The sequence below is a fragment of the Methanobacterium spitsbergense genome, from assembly GCF_019931065.1.
Classification (GTDB): Archaea; Methanobacteriota; Methanobacteria; order Methanobacteriales; family Methanobacteriaceae; genus Methanobacterium_B; species Methanobacterium_B spitsbergense.
In genome coordinates, this window is record NZ_JAIOUQ010000014.1 from 139564 (window position 1) to 160554 (window position 20991).

The following is a 20991-nucleotide window of genomic DNA, read 5'->3' on the forward strand; positions in this document are numbered from 1 at the left end:
AAATATGAAATGTGTTAATAGAACATCATCTTTTAATTACTTTTGATGCAACACTGGTATTTCTGCCGGCTTTATATCTGAAGTCACAAACATTAAAACCGTCTGAAAGGGTTTTTGTTCGATGTAATCCTAAATTGCCATATTCACTCATGGGGATATCCATGGCGCAAAGGTAAGGTAGGAATTCGTCTGCATTTTTCTTGTGAAAAAATTTGCAAATGGCACATTGAGTAAAGTCCAGACCAACATCAAATCCTTCACCCTCAACAATTTCATAAACAAAATCCTCGGGATATGCACCAGACTGTTCAGCCAAATATTTTAAGAGATCCCTAGCATCAGGATGGGTTATTGGAAAAATTTCATCATTATGGGTCTTTAAAAATTCATTTTCCTGTTTATAACAGATATTTCCTATTTTCTCAAGGTTTTTATCGTTCCTTTTTAAAACACCATATACAATCAGATAATTAATAGATGATAACAAGTTTTGTGTCATTGGATTATCCTCCCCACCAATGTATGGAATTTCAGGGATAATATTTTCATAATCCGTTATCATTTCAGCAATCACTTCCTTGGAAAATTCTTCACCATATTCAGCCGTTAAAAAAACCTTAATTCTCTGGGCAAATTCCTTGAAATTTTTTAACAATTCAGTTTTTTTTGAAATGTAATAATCATTTTGTTGCATGAGAAACACCTAAAATAGAATTTATTATTGTCATTGATTAATGTTATCCCCAGGCAAAAAACTAAATAAATAGGAGGTGATTTTACCTGGGGAAACAAAATCGGGGTTTTAATATTGGGGGTTGTTGTGGTTTTAAAAACACACAACATTATCTACATACTCAATTGTTACTTAAGTGGATTTTCCCAAATCACACCCAAATCATGCACAAATTGTAAATTCTCTTTAAATATAAAATAAGAACTTAATATTGTCTTAATTTTATGGAATGAATAGATTTGTAAAGTAATATAAAAATCAGATATAAATACTTTTTATTTTAATCCAAATGGTCAAGTAATGATCAAATTAATAACACTGAATAAAAAAATTATTGTAATTAAAAAAAGGAGGAATAAATTTTATTCGATAATGACTCTGTGTCTTTCTTCCTTTTCTAATTTAGATACCTCAACTTTTAGAACACCATTTTCAAATTTAGCAGAGGATTCTTTTGGAATAACCTTTTTAGGTAATTTTATATTTCGCTTAACAACACCAGTCCTTTTATCTGTTAAGGTCACATAAGAACCCTGTATATTTTGTTCGGTGTCGAATTTTGCTTCAATTTTAAGATATTTCTCAGATAGATCCAGGGTAATATCTTCTTTCTTAATACCAGGCAGTGCAATATTTACTATAATTTCATCATTTGTCTCTATAATATCCCTGCCAGGCACAAATGTATAGTCGACAATCTTGGTTTCAACTTCACTTCTCATACCTTCCAAGGTTGCAGCAGTATCATCCATCATCTTCTGAATAAAATCTTTCATTTCCAAAACATGATCTCTTTTTTTCATTTTATTACACTCCATATCATCCTATTTTTAATATAATATTAATTATGTAACTACAAATTTATAATAATTTCCCATATACAAAAAAACGCATAAAGAAGTAGAATGTGTAATTACTTCTACTATCTTCTTAAGATATTAACAACGAGAATAATAGCTAGTATTGTGGCGATTATAAAGATTATAGATCCAATTGTTGAAAAACCAAGCGCCGGGATTGGAACACCCCTTCCAGACTGGAGAATTAACGATGAACCAACAATCAAAGACGATATAATCAGTGCTATTGATATCCTGTCAACCATTTTATCGAGTTTTATTGAAAATTTATCTAAACTTTCAAGCCTCATTTCAATTCCAATTTCACCCTTTTTAGCCTTAAGAAGTGTTTGGCTAATTGTTCTAGGCAAATCTTTACTGATATGCTGCAATTCAAAAAGGTACTGGGTTTTATAATTTAAAATATTCAATGGATTCAAACGTTTTGCCAACAACTTTTGGATTAAAGGTTCTGCAACATCAATCAAGTTGAAATTAGGATCCAGACCAAGACCAATATCATCCAACAGATTTAAAACCTTACCCAGCAATATAAAGTCCTTTGGAAGCTGGATCTTGTATTTTTCTATTAGATCTGGAGCGGAAAATTCATTGATAAATCCACCTATATTCTGAATTTCAGCACCATAAAATTCGTCTAAAAGATCGATTAAATCATACTTCAAACTCTGAATGTCAATGCTATCATCAATAATTTCCATGTAGAGCAGTTGATTTATTATTCCGTTAACATCGTTGTCAAAAATATAAACAAACAATTCCATAAGGATACTAATAAAATCCATATCTAAATGGCCCATAATTCCAAAATCAATAAAACATAGAACATTCCCATCTTTAACAAGTAAATTTCCCGGATGTGGGTCTCCATGGAAGAATCCATACTTAAAGATCTGAATAAAATAACATTCAGCCCCTAACTTAGCAAGTGTCGGGCCATCGGCCTTAACACCAGATCCCTCAATTTCAGTGATCTTAACTCCTTTGACATAATCCATTGTAAGAACCCTGATGGTGGAGTAATGTTTATAGTTTTTAGGAACACATATATGGCTGTTATTTTCAAAGTAGGAACCGAATTTTTCCATGTTACGGGCTTCAAGTTCAAAATCCAGTTCTTTTATGATTGCCCTTTCAAATTCATCAATAACACCGCTGATATTGTAATATTTTAAATTGGAGATCCTTCTCTCGAGTAAACCCCCAAGATACCGCATTATTATCAGATCTTTTTTTATATGGTCTATGATGTTGGGTCTTTGAACTTTAACAGCAACCCTGGTGCCGTCATGGAGTATGGCCATATGGACCTGGGCAATGGATGCAGAAGCAATGGGAACCTCATAGAATTTTTGAAATATTTCATCTAGAGGTCTTCCCAATTCGTTTTCAATTTCCTTTTTAATGGATTTAAAAGAGTCTGGAGGTACATTATCCTGTAATTTAGCAAGCTCATTGGCTATGTCAACACCAACAATATCAGGACGCATGCTTAATATCTGTCCAAATTTAATGAAAGTTGTTCCCAATTCTTCAAAAACAAGAAGAATCCTTTCTGGAGCTGAAGCATCTAACTCTTCCACAAAATTTTTTCTGGAACGAAAAATCCGACCGAAGGTATTTTTAAGGCCAGTTTTTTTTACAATATCAATAAATTCATACTTGGCCAAAACAGCAAAAATTTCTTCAAGTCTTTCAAAATCAGGTCTTTTATTATCGAACCGCCTGAAGTTCATTATAATATATATTAGAGTTAAATCATATAAAATTTATTAAACTTTAAATAATCCCTTTTTACATTCGAAGATGACTTTATGAACAAACTCTACAAAGAACTTTCAAACGACTGGTACAGGCTGTTAACTCCGCTGGAGGAGTACAGGGAAGAAGCAGAATTTTTCCATAAAATATTTGATAGAAATTTAAAACCAGAAACCATGCTGGAATTGGGATGTGGCAGTGGACACAATGCATTTTATCTAAAGAAATGGTATGATCTAACATTAGTAGATATGTCAGAAAATATGCTCAACTTAAGCAGGGAATTAAACCCGGAATGCAGTCATATTTTAGGTGATATGCGTACCATACAATTGGATAAGAAATTTGATTCCATTTTTATACACGATGCAATCATGTACATGAACAATGAAATTGATCTCAAACTTGCATTGGAAACTGCATATGCACATCTAAATCATGGTGGAGCGGCATTAATCTGTCCGGACTTTATGAAAGAAACATTTAACAGTCTCACAGAACATGGTGGGAGTGATGGACCTGAAAAAGCAGTGAGATACCTGTTATGGCAGTGGGATCCTGATGAATCAGATACACAGTATAATGCAGACTATGTATACATACTCAGAGATGCAAACGGAAAAATAAAAACAGAACATGAAAGACATATATTAGGCCTGTTTGAACGGGTTAAGTGGGTAGAACTAATTAAAAATGCAGGATTTGAATCTAAAACTTTTAAAGACCAGTTTGGAAGGGAAATCTTCTACTGTAAAAAATCTGAATAAAAAAAGAAATTGGAAAAATGATTCTACATTAGTCACTCATTATATTTCTTAACTACCACATGACTAACCACTCTTGATAAAAACAGCAGCATAAATATCATGCTATGTTTCCTATCACAAAATGGCCTGTGGACAGCCTATCAACAATTCATTGATAATCTGCGACAAACAGTCCCATCACTAAATGGTGCACTCGCAGGAAACCCCATACAAACCATGGGGCAGTTCACTAGCCCTTGCAGGATCATCTCAGGTATCTCAAAATGTACAACCTTTGACAACACAATACACCCCCACGAATAGTTATAGAAATATTATTCAAAATTTTTTATCAATTAAATCCCTGACAATGCCAAGAATACCACCCCAGCCCCGTACAAGTATATCATAGATATGGAAATTGTCCCATTTGTGGAAAATGGGTAGATACACAAACAACAAGCCATACACACGATAGATCACCCGGTTACAAAGAGGAACCAAGAAGCTAAACAAATTTATTAATGGATTAATACAGTTAAGGCAAGTTACAAATTCTCGTTTCATTATTTTCTCCATTAGAATCATTTTTATGTAAGGATTAATGAGATGAATATGAAAATTAGATTATCTTAATCCTTTTTTTCGTCATTTTCAAAGATAAATATATCTTCTATTTTTACTCTAAGAATCTTGGCTATATCATGTGCTAATTTTAGGGAAGGGTTGTACTTTCCTTTCTCCAAGAAAACAATGGTTTCTCTTCTAACTCCTACTTTTTCAGCTAGTTGGGCTTGAGTAAGGTTGTATCTTGCGCGATATTCTTTCATGCGGGTTTTCATTCCACATCGCCCTTTAGGTTGAAGTAAGTATTCGTCACCAGCATTGTGCTGACCATGACAAAAATCACCAGTCCAAATATTTCAGTAGGTTGGAACTGACGATTAGAATAAAATCCACTGAAAATAAGGAAGCAAATGAATCCTAGAGTTGTGAACCAAGACCATGTTGCCGAGGTAGTTCCTAATTTCATTAGTCGTTCATCTTTTGGATTGTCCATACCAATGTAGGAGAAGAAGCTGGTTATGATAATTAGTGCACCTATAAGTACTGCTATGGTAATGAAGTCGTTTAATGTCTTCAATATTATCATATAAACTGCACATATCAGTAATATTATAGATCCTATCCAGATCAATCCTCTGTTTACATTATATGGATCAGTACTTTTATTATTCATTTTATTTTTATTCATTAATTCCACCATCAATATATATTTATAACATAATGATATTAAATTCTATCATTATGTTATGTAATTCTAATATATACTATTTAAACTTTTAGTTATAATTAATAATCAATAAAACAATATAGTGGCCTATTTTGATATAGGCATAGATTGAATAGCCTTTCAAAACGTTAAGGGAGTAGAATAAGGTAGTATTATAATTTGTCTCCAAATTCGTTGCTAAATAATATAATACTCTTTAATCTGATTCAAAAGATTGTCAAAAAAATAAATATGTATTATTATCAGTATCTATGAGTAACTGCTACCTTTTTATATCATGCTGTTTAAACTTAGTTTTCTTATAAACATCTATTATTGTAATAAATTATGATTATGACATAATTAAGTTGTAAGGTGAAAAAAACTTGTTTGCTGAGGTTATTTTATACTTAGAGAATATTCTAATAGTTTACGGGCCTTTAGGAGTTTTCATAGCCAGTATTATCGAAGAAATAATCGCCCCAATACCATCTACATTAGTGATAATGGGTACTAGTTTCATTGTTTTAAAGGGCGTTAGTATTTCTCCAGATGCGTTTTTAAAGCTTTTCATTAACATCGTGCTGCCAGCTTCTTTAGGGGTGACTATTGGTTCCCTTTTCATTTATACCATAGCTTATTTTGCTGGAAAACCATTTTTAGAGCGTTGGGGTAAATATTTAGGAGTTTCTTGGGAAGATATAGAAAAGGCAGAGAAGAAGTTTGAAAATAGTCATTCAGATGAGATAATATTATTTACATAGTTAGGGCTGTTCCTATAATTCCAAGCGTAGCTATAAGTGCATTTAGCGGTTTTATTCGATTTGATCTCAAAAAATATATTATAATAACATTTTTAGGAACACTTGTAAGGGCATTTTTGCTTGGATTTATTGGATGGCAATTTGGAAGCTTATATCAAACAGCAGCAAACGAAATATCATACCTAGAGGAAATCAGCCTTGCGCTGATTATAATAGCATTAATTACTTACTTTATTTATAAAAAGAAATTCAAAAAATGAAAAAGCAGAATAGGAAGTTAAAATCTTTATTCAAATTTTTCCATTAACTTTTTATAGCGATTCACGGTGGTGAACAAATTGCAAAATGTAGATATTAGAGCAAAAGTAGGCCGAAAGGCGTCATTTGTAGCCATATTTGGCAATATATTTCTCACTATGTTCAATTTTTTGGTGGGTTTTCTATCAGGTAGTACTGCCTTGGTTGCGGAGGGGACCCACACATTATCTGATGTTATCACATCATTAATGGCTTATGTGGGATTTAGAATTGGAATGAGACCTGCAGATGAAGAACACTTGTATGGACATGGAAGGGCAGAACCGATAGTCGGACTTATAATTGTAGTATTCTTAGGAATAGTGGCCTTTGAAATACTCTCTGAAGTCTATAAGAAATTTATGTTAGGGGAAGCCATGACACCACCAGGTTTAATTGCTGCGGTTATGGCGTTAATTGGTATTTTTATAAATTATGCTATGACTAATTATCTAGTTAAAACCGGGAAAAGGATTAATAGTCCAGTTCTAATTGCTGACGGCCGTCACCAGTCAGTTGACATATTCTCTTGTGCTGCTGTTCTAATAGGGGTAATTGGCTCCAGATTTGGATTCACGTTCCTAGATCCGATAGTAGCAATATTTATCGCTTTCATGGTTCTTAAAACTGCGTTTCAGCTAGCATGTGATAATGTAAACTCGATAATGGGTAAACTACCTTATCCATTAATAGTTGAAGATGTTAAATCAGTAGTATTATCTTTAAAAGATGTTAAAGGCGTTCATGATGTTAAAATAAATAATATGGGTCCATATTCTTCCGCAGAACTACATATTGAACTAGATAAAGATTTAAATCTTCAAGAAAGCCATAAAATCGCACATAAAGTAGAAGAATTAATTATTAACAAAATAGAAATCATAAAAATGGTCACAGTTCATACGTGCCCAACTGAAGACAAATGTGAAATTAAATAAGCACCGAAAATAAGTATAATACTTCAAAAAAAAGAATTTTCTAATGATAAACTTTATATATTATAAACAAATAGTAACATTAATTAACTAAAATATTTTGGATGAAATTTATACTTTCTATGAACAAAGCAATCTTTAAACATCAAACACCATCAACAGGTTTGACTAAACTAGAAACAAAACAATAAAAAGTTTATTTTCTAACTAAATCATATTATTAAACTAATAAATACATACGATAAAGAATTAGTAAAAAAATAGAAATGTTTACTAAAAATAGAGGTGAAATGAAAATGTTTGATCCAAAAAAAATTATGGATAGTGCAGTGGACCAAGTTCAAAAACAAGCTACTGGAATGGCTACAGGAAGAACCTCTGGAAGAACTTCTGGGGGTTCCGAGATTGATGAACTAATCTACAGAATGACTAGAGACATGGAAGACTTGCGTACAAAAAACCAAGAACTAAGCGATAGATTAAATGACTTCGAAAGACAATTCAACCATTTAAGAGACTTAATCAATAGGAATAACAGATATTAATTTCGAATATAATCCTCTAGGTTGGAATTTTTCTTCACGAAATAATAAATGAATCTTTAAGGAGATAAAAATATGGGACTACTTGATTCAGTTATTAAAAAGGCTACGAAAGAACTGCAAAAGCAGGTTCAAGATAAAGGCGGAAAAGAAATAGAGAAACGAGCTAGAGACGAACTCAAAAAAAGCTTCAAGATTTAATTCTTTATTTTTTTCTATGTTGAATATGAAACTTTTTTTTTAGAATTCTATTATTACAAATTTTTATATTATTATACAATTTCCTGTTTTTGACATTCTAAAATACTGAACTGTTTTGAATTAAAGCGAGAATAAAAAAATAAATAGTTGAACAATCAGTGACTATTATTACGAAAACTAGTCATATCTTGCAAGTGTAAAACTAAATTTATTCATTTTGTTTATTATTAAAAAATTGCTACCAACACAGAACAATTTCAAACTCATTGTTTAGAGAACCTTCTAGTTCATTTTGTAGGATCATTTAAATATCCAATTCGGCAAATGTAGGATCTATCATCACATCCATAATGGATTGGATTATTGTTAAGAAAGATGATAAAATAGTTACAAAATAAGAGATAAAACATATAATATGAAATTTATTTGAATGGTTTCATAGGGTGAAATAAAAATGGATAGACACTATAGAATAATATTTGAAGCTATATTATCAATTTTAATACTCCTGGAACTTTTATTTCTGATCCTGATATCCATAGGATTTGTAGCAAGCATAACAAGTACTTCTGTATACACCTTTGGTATCTGGGACGTTGCAATTGGAATTTTAATCATCTTTGATCTGGTGTTTTTCAGGATAATCAAAGGGGATCAGGGAAAGGACAACTTCCTTAGAAATAACTGGGCATTCATCATAGCAGGAATTCCATTGTATTTCATAAGCTTTAATTTGTTACAGTTATTTGACATTAACATAATCATTGGACTGATAGGGATAATAAGGCTTTTTGCACTAATAAAAGTCCTTCAAACAACATCAAGGGGAGTTCGAAGATATCCCCAAAAAACAAAATTGGACTATGCAACTGTTATACTCTTTTTAATCTTGATATTGGGCTCCTACATATTTTACTTAGTTGAAAAAGGAGTGAACCCCACTGTCACAAGTTATGACTCTGCAATATGGTATTCAATTGTTTCCATGACAACCACGGGCTATGGGGATATAGTTCCTGTAACAGCAATAGGCCACATAATAGGGGTTATAGTAATATTAACTGGAATGTCATATGTGAGTCTTGTTACAGCCACACTTGCATATTCATTCATAGATCTCTTTAGAAAGGAAAGTAGAAAGGCCATTGAAAAAGTTGGAAAGAATACCGAGGGATTCAAAAAAAGATTCGACAACTACGAAGAAAAACTCGACAAGATACTGGAGAGAATGGATGAAATCGAGAAAAAAATTGATGAAAACAAAAAATAAATACTCACCCTAAATTTTGATCAACTCAATATTTCCCAAATAATTTTTCTTTCCTTAAATGCAAAACCTATAAGTCCACCAATCATTCCCATTACAAATAAAATAGGAAACTTGCAAATATCACACTAACCAAGAGTTCTACATGTGATACATTGTAAATTAGAGTATTCAACGTTGTGGTTATGGTGTTTCCATTAATAGCCAAAATCCCAGTAGAGTATAAGAGTCCGGCTAAACCTACAGGAATTCCTCCATTAACAATTCCATCGGTATAATTCCCACCAACCAAATAACCTGCAATTAACCCGCCTAGTATTGGCCCTAAAAAACCAACACCCTTTGGAAGGTAATTTCCAGTAAGCATTACAATGATTAATGTAACCACAAATACAATGCCCATTACCCTCCAGTTTAAGTTCATTTCAACACCCAATATTTTATTTAAAAATAAATCATGGTCTTTGGATTTTAGTATAGTTAGCTATTAAGTTGTTTCAAGTGATCAAGTCATAACGCACAAAAACATCTTCCACATTTTCAACTAAACTCCTGAACCTGCCCTCACTTTCATTTAATTCGTTTTCCACTTGATTTTTATAAATTGCTAGTTCAATAGCACATTTTAGTTCAATTGGATCGCATGGGTTATTTATATATTCCTGAGGTTCTTTATTTCCTATATTTTGTGTTTTAGATTCTTCAAAAGGAGCATTTAAATAAATAATGGGTATATTCAATTTTTTAATCATAGAAGAAAGTTTATTTGCGGTATTATCTCCATTCTGGACAGTGTCCATCAAAATAAAATCGGGTATAATGTTGAAGAATTCATCTATTGCTTCTTCATGTGATTTAATTATAGAAACTTCGTAATCTAATGATTCCAGTATATGTTTAATACCCAATGCCTCTATTTTGTCATCTTCTACCAGGAGAATTTTAATATCTGCCATCATTATCAACCAGTTACAGTGTATGTACTGGGTAGGATTAGTTTTTTATTAATTTTCCTATATTTAATAATTTAATTTAGGAGATGATGGTTGATGGATCCATTGCATGATTTATTCTAAACCATTGAAGTTGGATAATCCATACCTGAATAGAATTACTCCCTGTGTATATGGTTGTACAGCTTTGATTTCTGCTGATAGTGTAGTTGTATTCTTGGGAGTTGCAGTTTTATCGGATTGGTATGTTTCAAGTCCTGCAACAATTTTTCCTGGAAAAAGGATATTGTAGATGTTGTAGATTTGGTTGTAGATTTTAATCCTGTTTGTTAGATTGGTTATTCCTTTTTGGTATTCACCTACATAGAGTTGGGGGACTATGTAGTCGCATAAGGGTGCAATTAGATAGTAGTATTGGTTTCCGTCCCATCCATCGGGTTTAACAGTAACTGAAAATGTTTCTCCATAGGTGTCTAATCTCATGGCGAGAATTTGTAAAAGATATTTGGGCATATTATATGTTTCCACATCTAATTGAACTCCTATTCTCATCTGTGCGACTTTTGAGGCATAATTGAACCCTGGATATACCCACGCGTTGGTTCTTATTCCCACAGCGTTAGCTTTTTGTTGGGCTTCTGATAGTACTGGTGAATAATTTTTATTTGTTACTAAAACGTATATATCTGTTATTCCGGCGCTTTTTAAGGCGTTGAAATCGATTTCTGATATGGGTGTTACATTTGGGTTAATATAATAACCCACGATATAATTTGAACTAGTTGGAGTAGTGGTTGAATTCGCTGATGCAGCTACACATCCCGAATTTAAACCTAATATCATAGTAAGTATTAGAATTAATAATATCCATTTATATTTAATTTAAACACCCCCCATATAAGAAATCATTATAAAATTGATTTAATTATTCAATCGTGCATGGTTCTTCTTGTTCATATATCTTGTATTTTCGCTTGAAGCAAATATCAATGCAATGGATCTTGCTTGGAATATTGCTAAGTAGCTATATCCCAATAAAAAGACAAGGAAACCCCCGACAAAGAATAACAGAATTCCTCCAACTATACCAATGATAGATCCTGCACCTGTTATAATTATCATCATTATTATCCACCAAAGCATGTATTTTCCCCATCCAATTGCTGTAATTCTATCTAGTATTTCACGATATCTCAATGCCGCACCTATTTCACTGTTATAGTAAGCCATGTTAGCCATGCCCATATATGCAAATATACTGATTATTATGGCAGAAATAATGGCAATTATGAGAAATATCGGGCCTGGAAAGGCAAATGAGAGTGCATATAAAATTAAGGGTACAATTGCGTAGATTATACCGACTATTAAAAGTTTTATACCATCAATAAACAGTTCTCCAACACCTAAAAAATTTGGAAGTTCATCTAAACCAGCTAAAGTTGATTTTATAATTCTTAAATAATATCCCAGGCCAATAAAGTTCACGATTGGAATTATCAAAATTATTCCTAGTATGATCATCTTTACCCAATTTTTAATGGGAAATTGCAGAGAATCACTTATGTTTCCAATAATATTCATTTTCTCACCTTAATGTTAATTATAATATAAAGGCTCTTAATATTTGAATATAATGAAGTTAGATTAAGGAAATGTGAATCAAATTAATCAAAAAAGAATAAAAAAGAGAAATTCATGAGGCAAGTAGAATAAAATCCATATATAGCAATAAATACTTAATCTATTTTAGAAAACTTTTATTGGGAGGGATTAATTGTTCTTACACAAGCTTGAAGAAACTATAGCTGATTTTATTCAAAACAGCGAGCAGAATTTTGTGGACGAGTTTGATATGATGCAGATATATGATCCTCCGTTGCTTGGAGTAGCAGGAGCATCTGATCAGCTCTGGGAAATAATGAAAGAACCAAATGTAGTTGGGCCAGATCATTTAACACCAAAAGAATGGTTATCCGAAGCAAATTCAGTTATTTCTTACTTTTTACCGTTTACAGAAGAGATTCGCAGTTCTAATCGGTTGGAAGGGCTACCATCTAAAGAATGGCTTTATGGGCGTTGTGAAGGGGAAATGTTTAATGATGCGGTACGACTTTTAATCATTGATGAAATAGAAGTAGTAGAGGGAAAGGCACTGGCTCCTGCTCTAGATAAACGTTTTACTATCAATAATTATATAAGTAATTGGTCAGAACGCCATGTTGCTTTCATTGCAGGGCTCGGGACGTTCAGTTTGAGTCATTCATTGATCACCAATTTTGGGACTGCAGGCCGTATTGGTAGTGTTATTGTGGATTTGGAACTTGAACCTAAACCACGTCTGTATCAAGAAGTAGAGGAGTATTGTTCTAAATGTGGCACATGCATTAACCGGTGTCCGCCTCGAGCAATAACTGAAAACAATAAAGATGAGGGATCTTGTTCTCATCATCTGGATAAAATTCTTGAATTAAATAAGTCAAGATATGGATGTGGTAAATGTCAAACTGCGGTTCCTTGTGAATATAGCAATCCTACAAAGCTAAATTTAATAACGAAGAAGTAACAAGAAATGGTATTCTTGCCACTATTCTATAAAATATGCAGGCAACACACCTTTATTAATTTGATAAGTATCCAATTGTTGAATGGAATGTTAATGATCTCACAACAAAAAAAGTAGGAATAACTAATAATGATTCCAAAAAAATTTAAATAAATTTAATCTTGAGTTAGTAAAATAATACTAATATTGTTTATTTCCTATAAATTTGTCTGGTTAAAAAAACGGTTAATTGGAAGCATTATGTTTTGGATATATTGTTGCACTGGTTTTGGCGTATTTTGGAATTATATACCATTTTAGACATTCCTATAAACCATTTTACAACTGTTTATGGAATATTATAATATGGTGGGGCTAGTATTTAGCTGGTATAATCTGGGCAGAAGCTTTATCAACATTTTTCATAATATATTTAAAAGTAAATTTCTATAATTTTCACAAGAGAAGGATTTGACGTTTATAAATAATTTAATTTACAATGGATATTTATCTCAAATTTAGGGAAGGTTTTAAATGGCAAAAAAAGGACCATTAGGATTATTAGCTGTAATCTCCATTGGTATTGGTGGAATGGTGGGCGGAGGTATTTTTGCAGTCTTGGGATTGGCTGTACAGCTTTCAGGAGGAGGAACATATATTGCTTTTGCTTTAGCAGGTATTGTAGCTTTAATTACTTCTTATTCCTATGCAAAATTATCTGTAACTTACCCAAGCCAGGGAGGAACAGTTGAATTTCTTGATCAAGCTTTTGGCCCAGGACTAATTACCGGAGGGTTAAATGTATTGCTTTTTTTAAGTTATATCGTAATGATATCATTGTATGCATTTGCCTTTGGAAGTTACCTATCAAGCTTTTTCCCAGTAGATTCTCAGGCTTTATGGAGACATATTGGAATCACAAGTATTATCATTTTAATGACTGGGCTAAATGTGTTAGGAGCTCGAACTGTTGGAAAAGCTGAAGAATGGATTGTAGCCTTTAAAATTTCTATTTTAATGCTTTTCATATTAGTTGGAATTTGGAGCGTAAATACTGGTCAATTACAACCATCTACTTGGGCTCCCTTTATTTCGCTTGTTGCAGGGGGAATGATAATTTTTGTTGCTTATGAAGGATTTGAACTTATAGCAAATTCAGCAGAAGATGTGAAAAATCCTTCAATAACACTTCCAAGAGCTTATTATTATACGGTCATATTTGTAATAGCATTATACGTTCTCGTATCAATTGTTACTGTTGGAAATCTACCATTAAATCAAATTGTTGCTGCAAAAGATTATGCTCTTGCTGCTGCTGCAAAGCCATTTCTTGGAGTTTTTGGATTTACTCTGATTGCAATTGCAGCACTTCTTTCAACTGGTTCTGCCATCAACGCCACTCTTTATGGGACTGCAAGAGTTAGTTATATTGTTGCAAAAGATGGAGAATTACCTGTTATTCTTGAAAAAGATATTTGGAATCGCCCTATCGGAGGATTACTTCTTACAGCCGGCCTTACATTAATAATTGCTAATATTTTTGATATATCTGGCCTTGCTACTATGGGGAGTGCTGGTTTTTTAATTATTTTCGCTGCAGTGAACGCATCTAACTGGAAAATACATAAACTAACTTCAAGTAAAAGATGGATCCCATTTTTGGGCATTGTTACGTGTTTATCTGCCCTTTTTGCATTGGTTTGGCAAACAATAGTTACATCTCCATTTAATATTTTAATACTAATAATGCTGGTAGGATTATCTTTCGCTATTGAAAGAACTTATAGGGAATTTACAGGAAGAAAAATTAAATCTATAATAAAACCAACAGAATTAATGAAAGCTAGAAAGAAAATTCAATCGGAAATTAAAGATAGAACATTTGATGATAACTACAAAATTTAAAAAACATAATATTTAACTAAAAAATAATAATTAGTTATTTATGAATTTTTTTTGAGCAAGATCTCAAATACAAAATTGACAATATAAAAAAATAAACTCTTGAATGTAATTGAATATTGGCGGATAAAACTGAACTATATGCTAGGTTATTACACAGAACACGCCTTTATAATTTCATGCAAATATCTTCATATATCATTTGTTTTGATACAAAATGATAATTATTTACTTCAAAAGTGAGATATAAAAATAATATGGGTTCATTTACTCCCTTTTTAAAGGTGGTGACTCATCTATATTAAAAAATTCCTGTAACAATTAGTGTTTATTAATAAATTATTAACATAAGAGGTTTTTAAATGTCTAATGAAAATCAGCCTAACATAGGAGAGGACTATATCCGTTTTCACAAAGTTATGACTCGTGGCCTTGCAGTGTCCCTTCAGAATATTAATGAGTTTTTGCAGATTGGAGCACTAGAAAAATTAAATCGTGAAGGTTTCATTAAATATGTTCAGAGTTTTTCATCAGTCTTACATGGACATCATCAGGCTGAAGATGAGAAGATATTTCCTTACTTCAAAGACAAATTACCTGAAGTACCATATGAACGATTAACATCAGAACATGAAATATTTAATGACGGATTGCAGGAAATAAACACTGGAATTGACCATTTAACGTCAGAAAACGACGAATTGGACTCACTAAAACTATTAAAATCAGGCTTCGATAAGATAGATCAGATATGGCATCCCCATATAAAGATTGAGAATACACAATTATATGAACGAATACGAAGTTTGAACATAGATTTGGAAGAGATGATCAGATTACAAAAAGAGGATAAAAAGTTCTTTCAAGAACACACTGGTCCTACATACTTGGTGATGCCCTTTGTATTATATAACTTATCTCCCGAAGATCGAGCAATATTAACTCAAGGATCTCCAGAGATTGTAGCAAAACAACTCTTATCCATTGATTGGAAAGATAAATGGACACCAATGCAACCATTCTTACTTAAATAATGTATATGGCCCCGCATCCTTAAGATCGTAATGATATGACAATTGCAATGAGTATCAGGCAAAATAATATATAAAAGTAAATAGTTTATATTTTTTGGCTATTTATAGACATTATTTTAAATTAAAACTAATCATATATCTTTTAAATCATATTCAGAATATTTTGTTAAACGCTTATATGTATATATTGATGCGATCCACTCTATTAATGGATTGTTTGCTTGTTTGATTGACAGCTTAATTATTCTTTAAATACTTGAAAAAGAAATCAAAATGCTTAAGTTGTACTTCACATCATATCAATTTTTTAGCAAAATTATATTTGATTGTTCAGGAAAATTAACAAATATTATAAATAATAAAAAAGTTCATTATTAAAAATGTAAATTTGTATATAGACCCTCCACCCATTATAATAATATAGCAGGGAAAACTCACTTCATAATTATTATTTTTACCAAAAAGTATATCGCTTATTTTTTTGTGAAAAAAAGCAATATATCCCTGCTTGTCTCCGATTAAAAAAACTTTCAAGTATAACTTTATTTTTCAATCAAATCAAACAAAATTATCCTTAATTCCAATGAGTACATATCCAGTCTATAAAAATACTTACAAGTCTAATTATTCTCACAAATAAATTATCAATAGAATTAGAGGAGTGATGATAAAAATGAGTAATTTAATTCACAAAACTGATGGTGGATTCATGAAAAAACAGGATAAAGGAGTCAAATGCCAACAATGTGGTTACTTTATAAAACAAAATAAAATCACATCCGCATATCTAAATGGAAAAATATCATTACCATTCATTACAGGACCTGCAAAAATGACAATGTAAAGAAATTAGGAATTAAGAGTAATTCTTCTTCATAATTATTAAAACAGATAGGAGTGTTTTATAAATGGATGATAAAAAAACCACTGAACTTATGGCTAAATGTGAAGCAATGAAGGATGATCCGACTTTAATGAAAGAATGTAAAGATATGTTGGAAACTATGGTAGAGAAAAGGGTTGAAATGGAAGATGAATCTGGTCAGACTTATACAAATATGGTGGAAAATATTTCTGCAGAAGATGTTCCAAATATTTTAGTAATGGCACTTAAAATAGCAAGAAATGATAAAATAAAGGATCCTGAAATAAAAAATGCTGCAGAAAGACTTATAAGAACATTAGAACCATTATAAATTTTTTTATAGATGAAGAGGGCTGAAAAGTATGCTAATCAATCCAGTTGTCCAAGAAATGTTAATGGATATTACCAATAATGAAAAAGGCAGTATTTCAATTATTGAGTGTATATTAAATGGTAAAACATTTGACTTAGAAATTGCTGAAGAAACCGATATAAAGCTAAATACCGTTAGAAAAGTTTTATATAAATTAAATGATGCAGGGATTGCTACATATAAGAAAAGTCAGGATCCTGAGACTAAATGGTTCATTTATAGTTGGAAATTTGAGCAAGATAATGTATTCGATATGATAACCAAAAAATATGAAAAGTTATCTGAAGAAATTGAAAAATCCATTGAATACGAAGAAGCAAACATGTTTTTCGCATGTAAATCTAATGGCCACAGATACAAATTTGAAAAAGCATCTGAACACAATTTCTCATGTCCAAAATGTGGAGAATCACTAGAGCATTACGATAACTCCTCCAATATAAGAGAACTATTAAAAGAAAAAGCAGATGTAGTATTCCTTGCAAAATCAAATGGAAAATAATTAGTGTAGCCATTCTTCTGGAACATAAAATAGGACAAAAGGGAATAAATAAATCTCTTAAAATTAACAAAAAGATAAAATATTTCTATATGTCATGTTTCATTATTTGCAAATAATATAAATTATTATTTTTTTCCTAATTATACAAATATGACCTAATTTATTTCTGTGAACTGGAGAATATATTACAAAATGAGTTCAAAACAAAAATATACTAAATGTTTTGTTACGTCTGAAGATGGTACTATCGTTGGTTACAGGCAAATGGGCAGTGGTCCCGGCATTATTCTTCTTCACGGAGGTGTGAATGCATCTCAAAATCTTATGAAAATGGGCAAATTACTCTCTGATGAATTCACCGTCTATATTCCTGACAGACGGGGCCGTGGCATGAGCGGCCCATTTGGGAGTGATTACAGTATCGAAAAGGAAGATCAGGATTTAAACATCCTGTTAAATAAAACAGGAGCGCATTATGTATTTGGAACTGCAGATGGAGCATTATTTGCATTGCATGCTGCAATTTCTTTACCTTCGATCCATAAGGTCATAGCCTACGAACCTCTTATCTTCGCAGGACAGCCCGGACTTGATGAATTTAAAGTCACTATAAAGCATTTAGACAAAAATATAGCCGATAATAATATTGCAAAAGCTACTGTGGAGATTACAAAAGATTCTGCTGCCCCCGTCAGAGCCATCCCCGATCTTGTACTAGTACCTCTTGTTAAACTTATACTCTGGATCAACCAAAGAAACGTTAAAGGCGATGAAGTACCCTACCAGGATCTTATCCCGGTATTGGGTCCGGAGTTACATGTTGTTGAAAAAACCGAAGGAACCATTGATGAATACAAGGCTATATCTGCAAAGGTTCTGCTACTTGAGGGAAGCAAAACCCAGTCTTTATTAAAAGACAGCATGACCCAACTCTATAATGTATTACCATGTTCTGATCTCGTTGAACTTAAATGCCTTAACCATGACTCAGCACAGGACTATGGAAAACCTGAACCAATTGCAAATGAGATAAAACGATTTTTAAAGGGAAAATAGTATTTATTATTTTGAAATATTTATTCAAATTATTTTTTTAATTAAGATTTAGTTTATTTTTATAATTTTTTAATTAAACAAGCAAAATAATATTAAAGTCAATAATTTTTACTTATTTAGAATATTAGAAAATGTTCTTGGAATTAAATAAATTTAATTAAAAGATAAGTCCATATAATATCTATCGTATTTTCAGTTTGAGAATTCAATTTTGGTGTATTATAATGGTCAGAGATGATAATAACATTAAATTTGCCGATGAAGAACAGAATAAACCCCCATCGGAACGAGTACCACAATTTGCTGAAGATTTAGAAATTTCAAGCGAGGATACAAGAACAACTGAAGTTTTGCACGAAATTCAGAAACGTCCATGGCTAAATTTGGCGTTACGTTACGTTAGTGCAATTCTCGTGGTGATATTGGCATTCTGGCTATACTCGGCACTAACAGCATTGTTTGGTCCTGGACTACCAACGTACATCTTGTTTTATCCGGCAATCATAATAGTGGCTCTGATAGCTGGCTTAGGGCCTGGTTTACTTGCAACAATTGTTTCAGTGATGATGGCAATAATCTGGATTATACCATCTTCGGGACAATTTACATTAAGAACACCAATAGAAGAGATCGGGGTTGTACTTTTTACGAGTATTGGAATAATGATAAGTAGCGTGTCAGAACTTTATCGTAGAAACCGAAACAAAGCAGCTGCATATGATAAGGAAAAAGCCCTTCGTGAAACACGACGTGAGAAGGAATTTTTAGCCGATATACTCGAACACGCATCCCAACCTTTTGCTGTAGGTTACCCCGATGGAAGACTTGGATTACACAACCAAGCCTTTGAACAACTCACTGGCTATACAACAGAAGAACTTCATACCATTGATTGGTCAACTACCCTCACACCCATAGAGTGGAGGGAAATGGAAAAGAAAAGATTAGATGAACTTAATCGCACAGGCCAGCCAGTCCTTTATGAAAAGGAATATATTCGAAAGGATGGTTCGCGAGTACCAATAGAGCTACTGGTCAACTTGGTCTTAGATCTGAAGGGAAATCCTGAATATTATTATTCATTTATCACAGATATAACTGAGCGTAAACAGATTGAAACAGCTTTAAAAAAGAGTGAACAAATCCTTGCTGAAGCACAACATATAGCTCATATTGGAAGTTGGGAGTGGAATCTCAAAACTGGTGATATAAACTGGTCTAATGAATTATATTCAATATATAGGGTAGATCCAAATACTTTCACCCCTGCTCTAAGTTCATTTGCAGATTATATGCATCCAGATGATGAGGAATACGTAAACCAACGTGTTCAATTATTATCTAAAGGTAAATCTCAAAACTTTGATTTTAGAATAATTTTAGATGATGGTTCAATACGAGTATTAAATACATTAGCTGAAGTTGCAGAATTTGATAAAAATGGAAAACCCGGCATAATAGTGGGAATTAATCAGGACATAACCGAGCGAAAAGAGATAGAATTAAAATTGAATGAGAACATAAAAAAATTGGCTCAATCAAATAAAGAGTTAGAACAGTTTGCCTATATAACATCTCATGATTTGAGAGAACCATTAAGGATGATAACAAGCTTTTTACAGTTGTTAGAAAGGAGATATCATGATCAGTTAGATCAAGATGCAAATGAGTTTATTGGATTTGCAGTTGACGGAGCTAAACGTTTGGATGTCATGACAAACGATCTTCTACAATATTCAAAAATATCAAGTCAAAAAAAGGAAATCATACCTGTAAATTTTGAACATGTATTAAAACATGCTTTAGAAAACTTGAAAGTACAAATAGAAGAAAGTAATGCCATTATAACCCATGATCCATTGCCTACAATCAATGGAGATAAGCAGTTAAAGGTTCAACTGTTCCAAAACATTATCGGAAATGCCATTAAATACCGCAGTGAAAAACCTCCAAAAATTCATATATCTGCAACCAAAGAAAAAAACCAATATCTCTTTAGTATTAAAGATAATGGAATCGGAATGTCGTCTAAACACTTGGAAAAGATATTCACCATATTTCAACGACTTCACACCCAAGAAGATTATGAAGGAACGGGAATAGGACTTGCAATTGCCCAGAAAATTGTGCATCAACAAGGCGGACAAATTTGGGTTGAATCAGAACCAGGAAAAGGTTCAACATTCTATTTCACCATAATCATTAAAGAATGAATTTAGAAATGTTAAGAATGAATAACTGGAAAACAATTTTTTTGGATTTATTATTACACTGGTATTGACATATCTTGAATCTACAAAAACGGAGGACTTGAGGCATACCTGGATTGTATATACCCTTGCAGCACATCCAATCAACTGATTTGAAAACTCAATTAAAAAA

General features: G+C 32.2%; 24 protein-coding genes. 15 read left to right on the forward strand and 9 right to left on the reverse strand.

The annotated features are described in order from the left end of the window. Positions 1 to 25: 25 nt before the first annotated feature. The 3 genes from K8N75_RS12040 to K8N75_RS12050 form a co-directional block, all read right to left on the reverse strand. Positions 26 to 694 (reverse strand): L-2-amino-thiazoline-4-carboxylic acid hydrolase, encoded by a 669-nt coding sequence (locus tag K8N75_RS12040; RefSeq protein ID WP_223792292.1) that lies wholly within the window; start codon positions 692 to 694, stop codon positions 26 to 28. 401 nt (positions 695 to 1095) lie between these two features. Next, positions 1096 to 1536, reverse strand: coding sequence for an Hsp20/alpha crystallin family protein (locus K8N75_RS12045; RefSeq protein ID WP_223792293.1), 441 nt, complete (start codon positions 1534 to 1536; stop codon positions 1096 to 1098). Positions 1537 to 1655: 119 nt separating this feature from the next. Beyond that, positions 1656 to 3329, reverse strand: coding sequence for an ABC1 kinase family protein (locus K8N75_RS12050; RefSeq protein ID WP_223792294.1), 1674 nt, complete (start codon positions 3327 to 3329; stop codon positions 1656 to 1658). Positions 3330 to 3407: 78 nt separating this feature from the next. Here K8N75_RS12050 and K8N75_RS12055 point away from each other — a divergent pair, with 78 nt between their 5' ends. Together K8N75_RS12055 and K8N75_RS12060 are read left to right on the forward strand one after the other, a co-directional pair. Then, a complete protein-coding gene (locus K8N75_RS12055) occupies positions 3408 to 4121 on the forward strand; it encodes a class I SAM-dependent methyltransferase (RefSeq protein WP_223792295.1) in 714 nt (237 codons plus the stop codon). A gap of 99 nt (positions 4122 to 4220) precedes the next feature. Next, positions 4221 to 4424, forward strand: coding sequence for a hypothetical protein (locus K8N75_RS12060; protein ID WP_223792296.1), 204 nt, complete (start codon positions 4221 to 4223; stop codon positions 4422 to 4424). Between the two features lie 308 nt (positions 4425 to 4732). On the opposite strand, the gene K8N75_RS12065 is transcribed toward K8N75_RS12060, so the two are convergent. Together K8N75_RS12065 and K8N75_RS12070 are read right to left on the reverse strand one after the other, a co-directional pair. Continuing rightward, the gene (locus K8N75_RS12065) at positions 4733 to 4942 is read right to left on the reverse strand and encodes a helix-turn-helix transcriptional regulator (protein WP_223792297.1); all 210 of its coding nucleotides are present in this window, start codon (positions 4940 to 4942) and stop codon (positions 4733 to 4735) included. Then, positions 4939 to 5355, reverse strand: coding sequence for a hypothetical protein (locus K8N75_RS12070; RefSeq protein ID WP_223792298.1), 417 nt, complete (start codon positions 5353 to 5355; stop codon positions 4939 to 4941). The genes K8N75_RS12065 and K8N75_RS12070 overlap by 4 nt, the downstream gene beginning before the upstream one ends. Positions 5356 to 5759: 404 nt before the next feature. On the opposite strand from K8N75_RS12070, the gene K8N75_RS12075 reads away from it, so the two are divergent. The 5 genes from K8N75_RS12075 (at position 5760) to K8N75_RS12090 (ending at position 9382) form a co-directional block, all read left to right on the forward strand. Beyond that, positions 5760 to 6137, forward strand: a complete 378-nt coding sequence (locus K8N75_RS12075; protein ID WP_223792299.1) for an SNARE-associated domain-containing protein — start codon at positions 5760 to 5762, stop codon at positions 6135 to 6137. Between the two features lie 326 nt (positions 6138 to 6463). Then, on the forward strand, positions 6464 to 7372 hold the full coding sequence (locus K8N75_RS12080) for a cation diffusion facilitator family transporter (protein WP_223792300.1): 909 nt from the start codon (positions 6464 to 6466) through the stop codon (positions 7370 to 7372). A gap of 293 nt (positions 7373 to 7665) precedes the next feature. After that, positions 7666 to 7914 carry a hypothetical protein gene (locus K8N75_RS12085; RefSeq protein WP_223792301.1) on the forward strand — a complete coding sequence of 83 codons (249 nt, stop codon included), beginning with the start codon at positions 7666 to 7668 and terminating at the stop codon, positions 7912 to 7914. Positions 7915 to 7986: 72 nt separating this feature from the next. Beyond that, on the forward strand, positions 7987 to 8112 hold the full coding sequence (locus tag K8N75_RS14150; RefSeq protein WP_255590968.1) for a hypothetical protein: 126 nt from the start codon (positions 7987 to 7989) through the stop codon (positions 8110 to 8112). 454 nt (positions 8113 to 8566) lie between these two features. Next, a complete protein-coding gene (locus K8N75_RS12090) occupies positions 8567 to 9382 on the forward strand; it encodes an ion channel (RefSeq protein ID WP_223792302.1) in 816 nt (271 codons plus the stop codon). A 91-nt stretch (positions 9383 to 9473) separates the two neighbouring features. On the opposite strand, the gene K8N75_RS12095 is transcribed toward K8N75_RS12090, so the two are convergent. The 4 genes from K8N75_RS12095 to K8N75_RS12110 form a co-directional block, all read right to left on the reverse strand. Beyond that, positions 9474 to 9803 (reverse strand): DUF5518 domain-containing protein, encoded by a 330-nt coding sequence (locus tag K8N75_RS12095; protein ID WP_223792303.1) that lies wholly within the window; start codon positions 9801 to 9803, stop codon positions 9474 to 9476. A gap of 73 nt (positions 9804 to 9876) precedes the next feature. Continuing rightward, positions 9877 to 10335 carry a response regulator gene (locus K8N75_RS12100; protein WP_223792304.1) on the reverse strand — a complete coding sequence of 153 codons (459 nt, stop codon included), beginning with the start codon at positions 10333 to 10335 and terminating at the stop codon, positions 9877 to 9879. Between the two features lie 111 nt (positions 10336 to 10446). Further along, entirely contained in the window at positions 10447 to 11175 is a 729-nt protein-coding gene (locus K8N75_RS12105; RefSeq protein ID WP_223792305.1) for a hypothetical protein, read from the reverse strand. 78 nt (positions 11176 to 11253) lie between these two features. Further along, positions 11254 to 11916, reverse strand: a complete 663-nt coding sequence (locus K8N75_RS12110) for a DUF4013 domain-containing protein (RefSeq protein WP_223792306.1) — start codon at positions 11914 to 11916, stop codon at positions 11254 to 11256. A gap of 256 nt (positions 11917 to 12172) precedes the next feature. Here K8N75_RS12110 and K8N75_RS12115 point away from each other — a divergent pair, with 256 nt between their 5' ends. The 8 genes from K8N75_RS12115 (at position 12173) to K8N75_RS12150 (ending at position 20822) form a co-directional block, all read left to right on the forward strand. Continuing rightward, positions 12173 to 12898 (forward strand): epoxyqueuosine reductase, encoded by a 726-nt coding sequence (locus K8N75_RS12115; RefSeq protein ID WP_223792307.1) that lies wholly within the window; start codon positions 12173 to 12175, stop codon positions 12896 to 12898. 513 nt (positions 12899 to 13411) lie between these two features. After that, positions 13412 to 14782 (forward strand): APC family permease, encoded by a 1371-nt coding sequence (locus K8N75_RS12120; RefSeq protein ID WP_223792308.1) that lies wholly within the window; start codon positions 13412 to 13414, stop codon positions 14780 to 14782. Between the two features lie 359 nt (positions 14783 to 15141). Continuing rightward, entirely contained in the window at positions 15142 to 15813 is a 672-nt protein-coding gene (locus tag K8N75_RS12125; protein WP_223792309.1) for a hemerythrin domain-containing protein, read from the forward strand. A 673-nt stretch (positions 15814 to 16486) separates the two neighbouring features. After that, positions 16487 to 16657 carry a hypothetical protein gene (locus K8N75_RS12130; protein WP_223792310.1) on the forward strand — a complete coding sequence of 57 codons (171 nt, stop codon included), beginning with the start codon at positions 16487 to 16489 and terminating at the stop codon, positions 16655 to 16657. 64 nt (positions 16658 to 16721) lie between these two features. After that, positions 16722 to 17009, forward strand: coding sequence for a hypothetical protein (locus K8N75_RS12135; RefSeq protein WP_223792311.1), 288 nt, complete (start codon positions 16722 to 16724; stop codon positions 17007 to 17009). 31 nt (positions 17010 to 17040) lie between these two features. Beyond that, positions 17041 to 17553 carry a transcription factor E gene (tfe, locus tag K8N75_RS12140; RefSeq protein ID WP_223792312.1) on the forward strand — a complete coding sequence of 171 codons (513 nt, stop codon included), beginning with the start codon at positions 17041 to 17043 and terminating at the stop codon, positions 17551 to 17553. Between the two features lie 192 nt (positions 17554 to 17745). Next, positions 17746 to 18609 (forward strand): alpha/beta fold hydrolase, encoded by an 864-nt coding sequence (locus K8N75_RS12145; protein ID WP_223792313.1) that lies wholly within the window; start codon positions 17746 to 17748, stop codon positions 18607 to 18609. Positions 18610 to 18833: 224 nt separating this feature from the next. Beyond that, on the forward strand, positions 18834 to 20822 hold the full coding sequence (locus K8N75_RS12150) for a PAS domain S-box protein (protein WP_223792314.1): 1989 nt from the start codon (positions 18834 to 18836) through the stop codon (positions 20820 to 20822). The last annotated feature ends 169 nt before the right edge of the window (positions 20823 to 20991 follow it).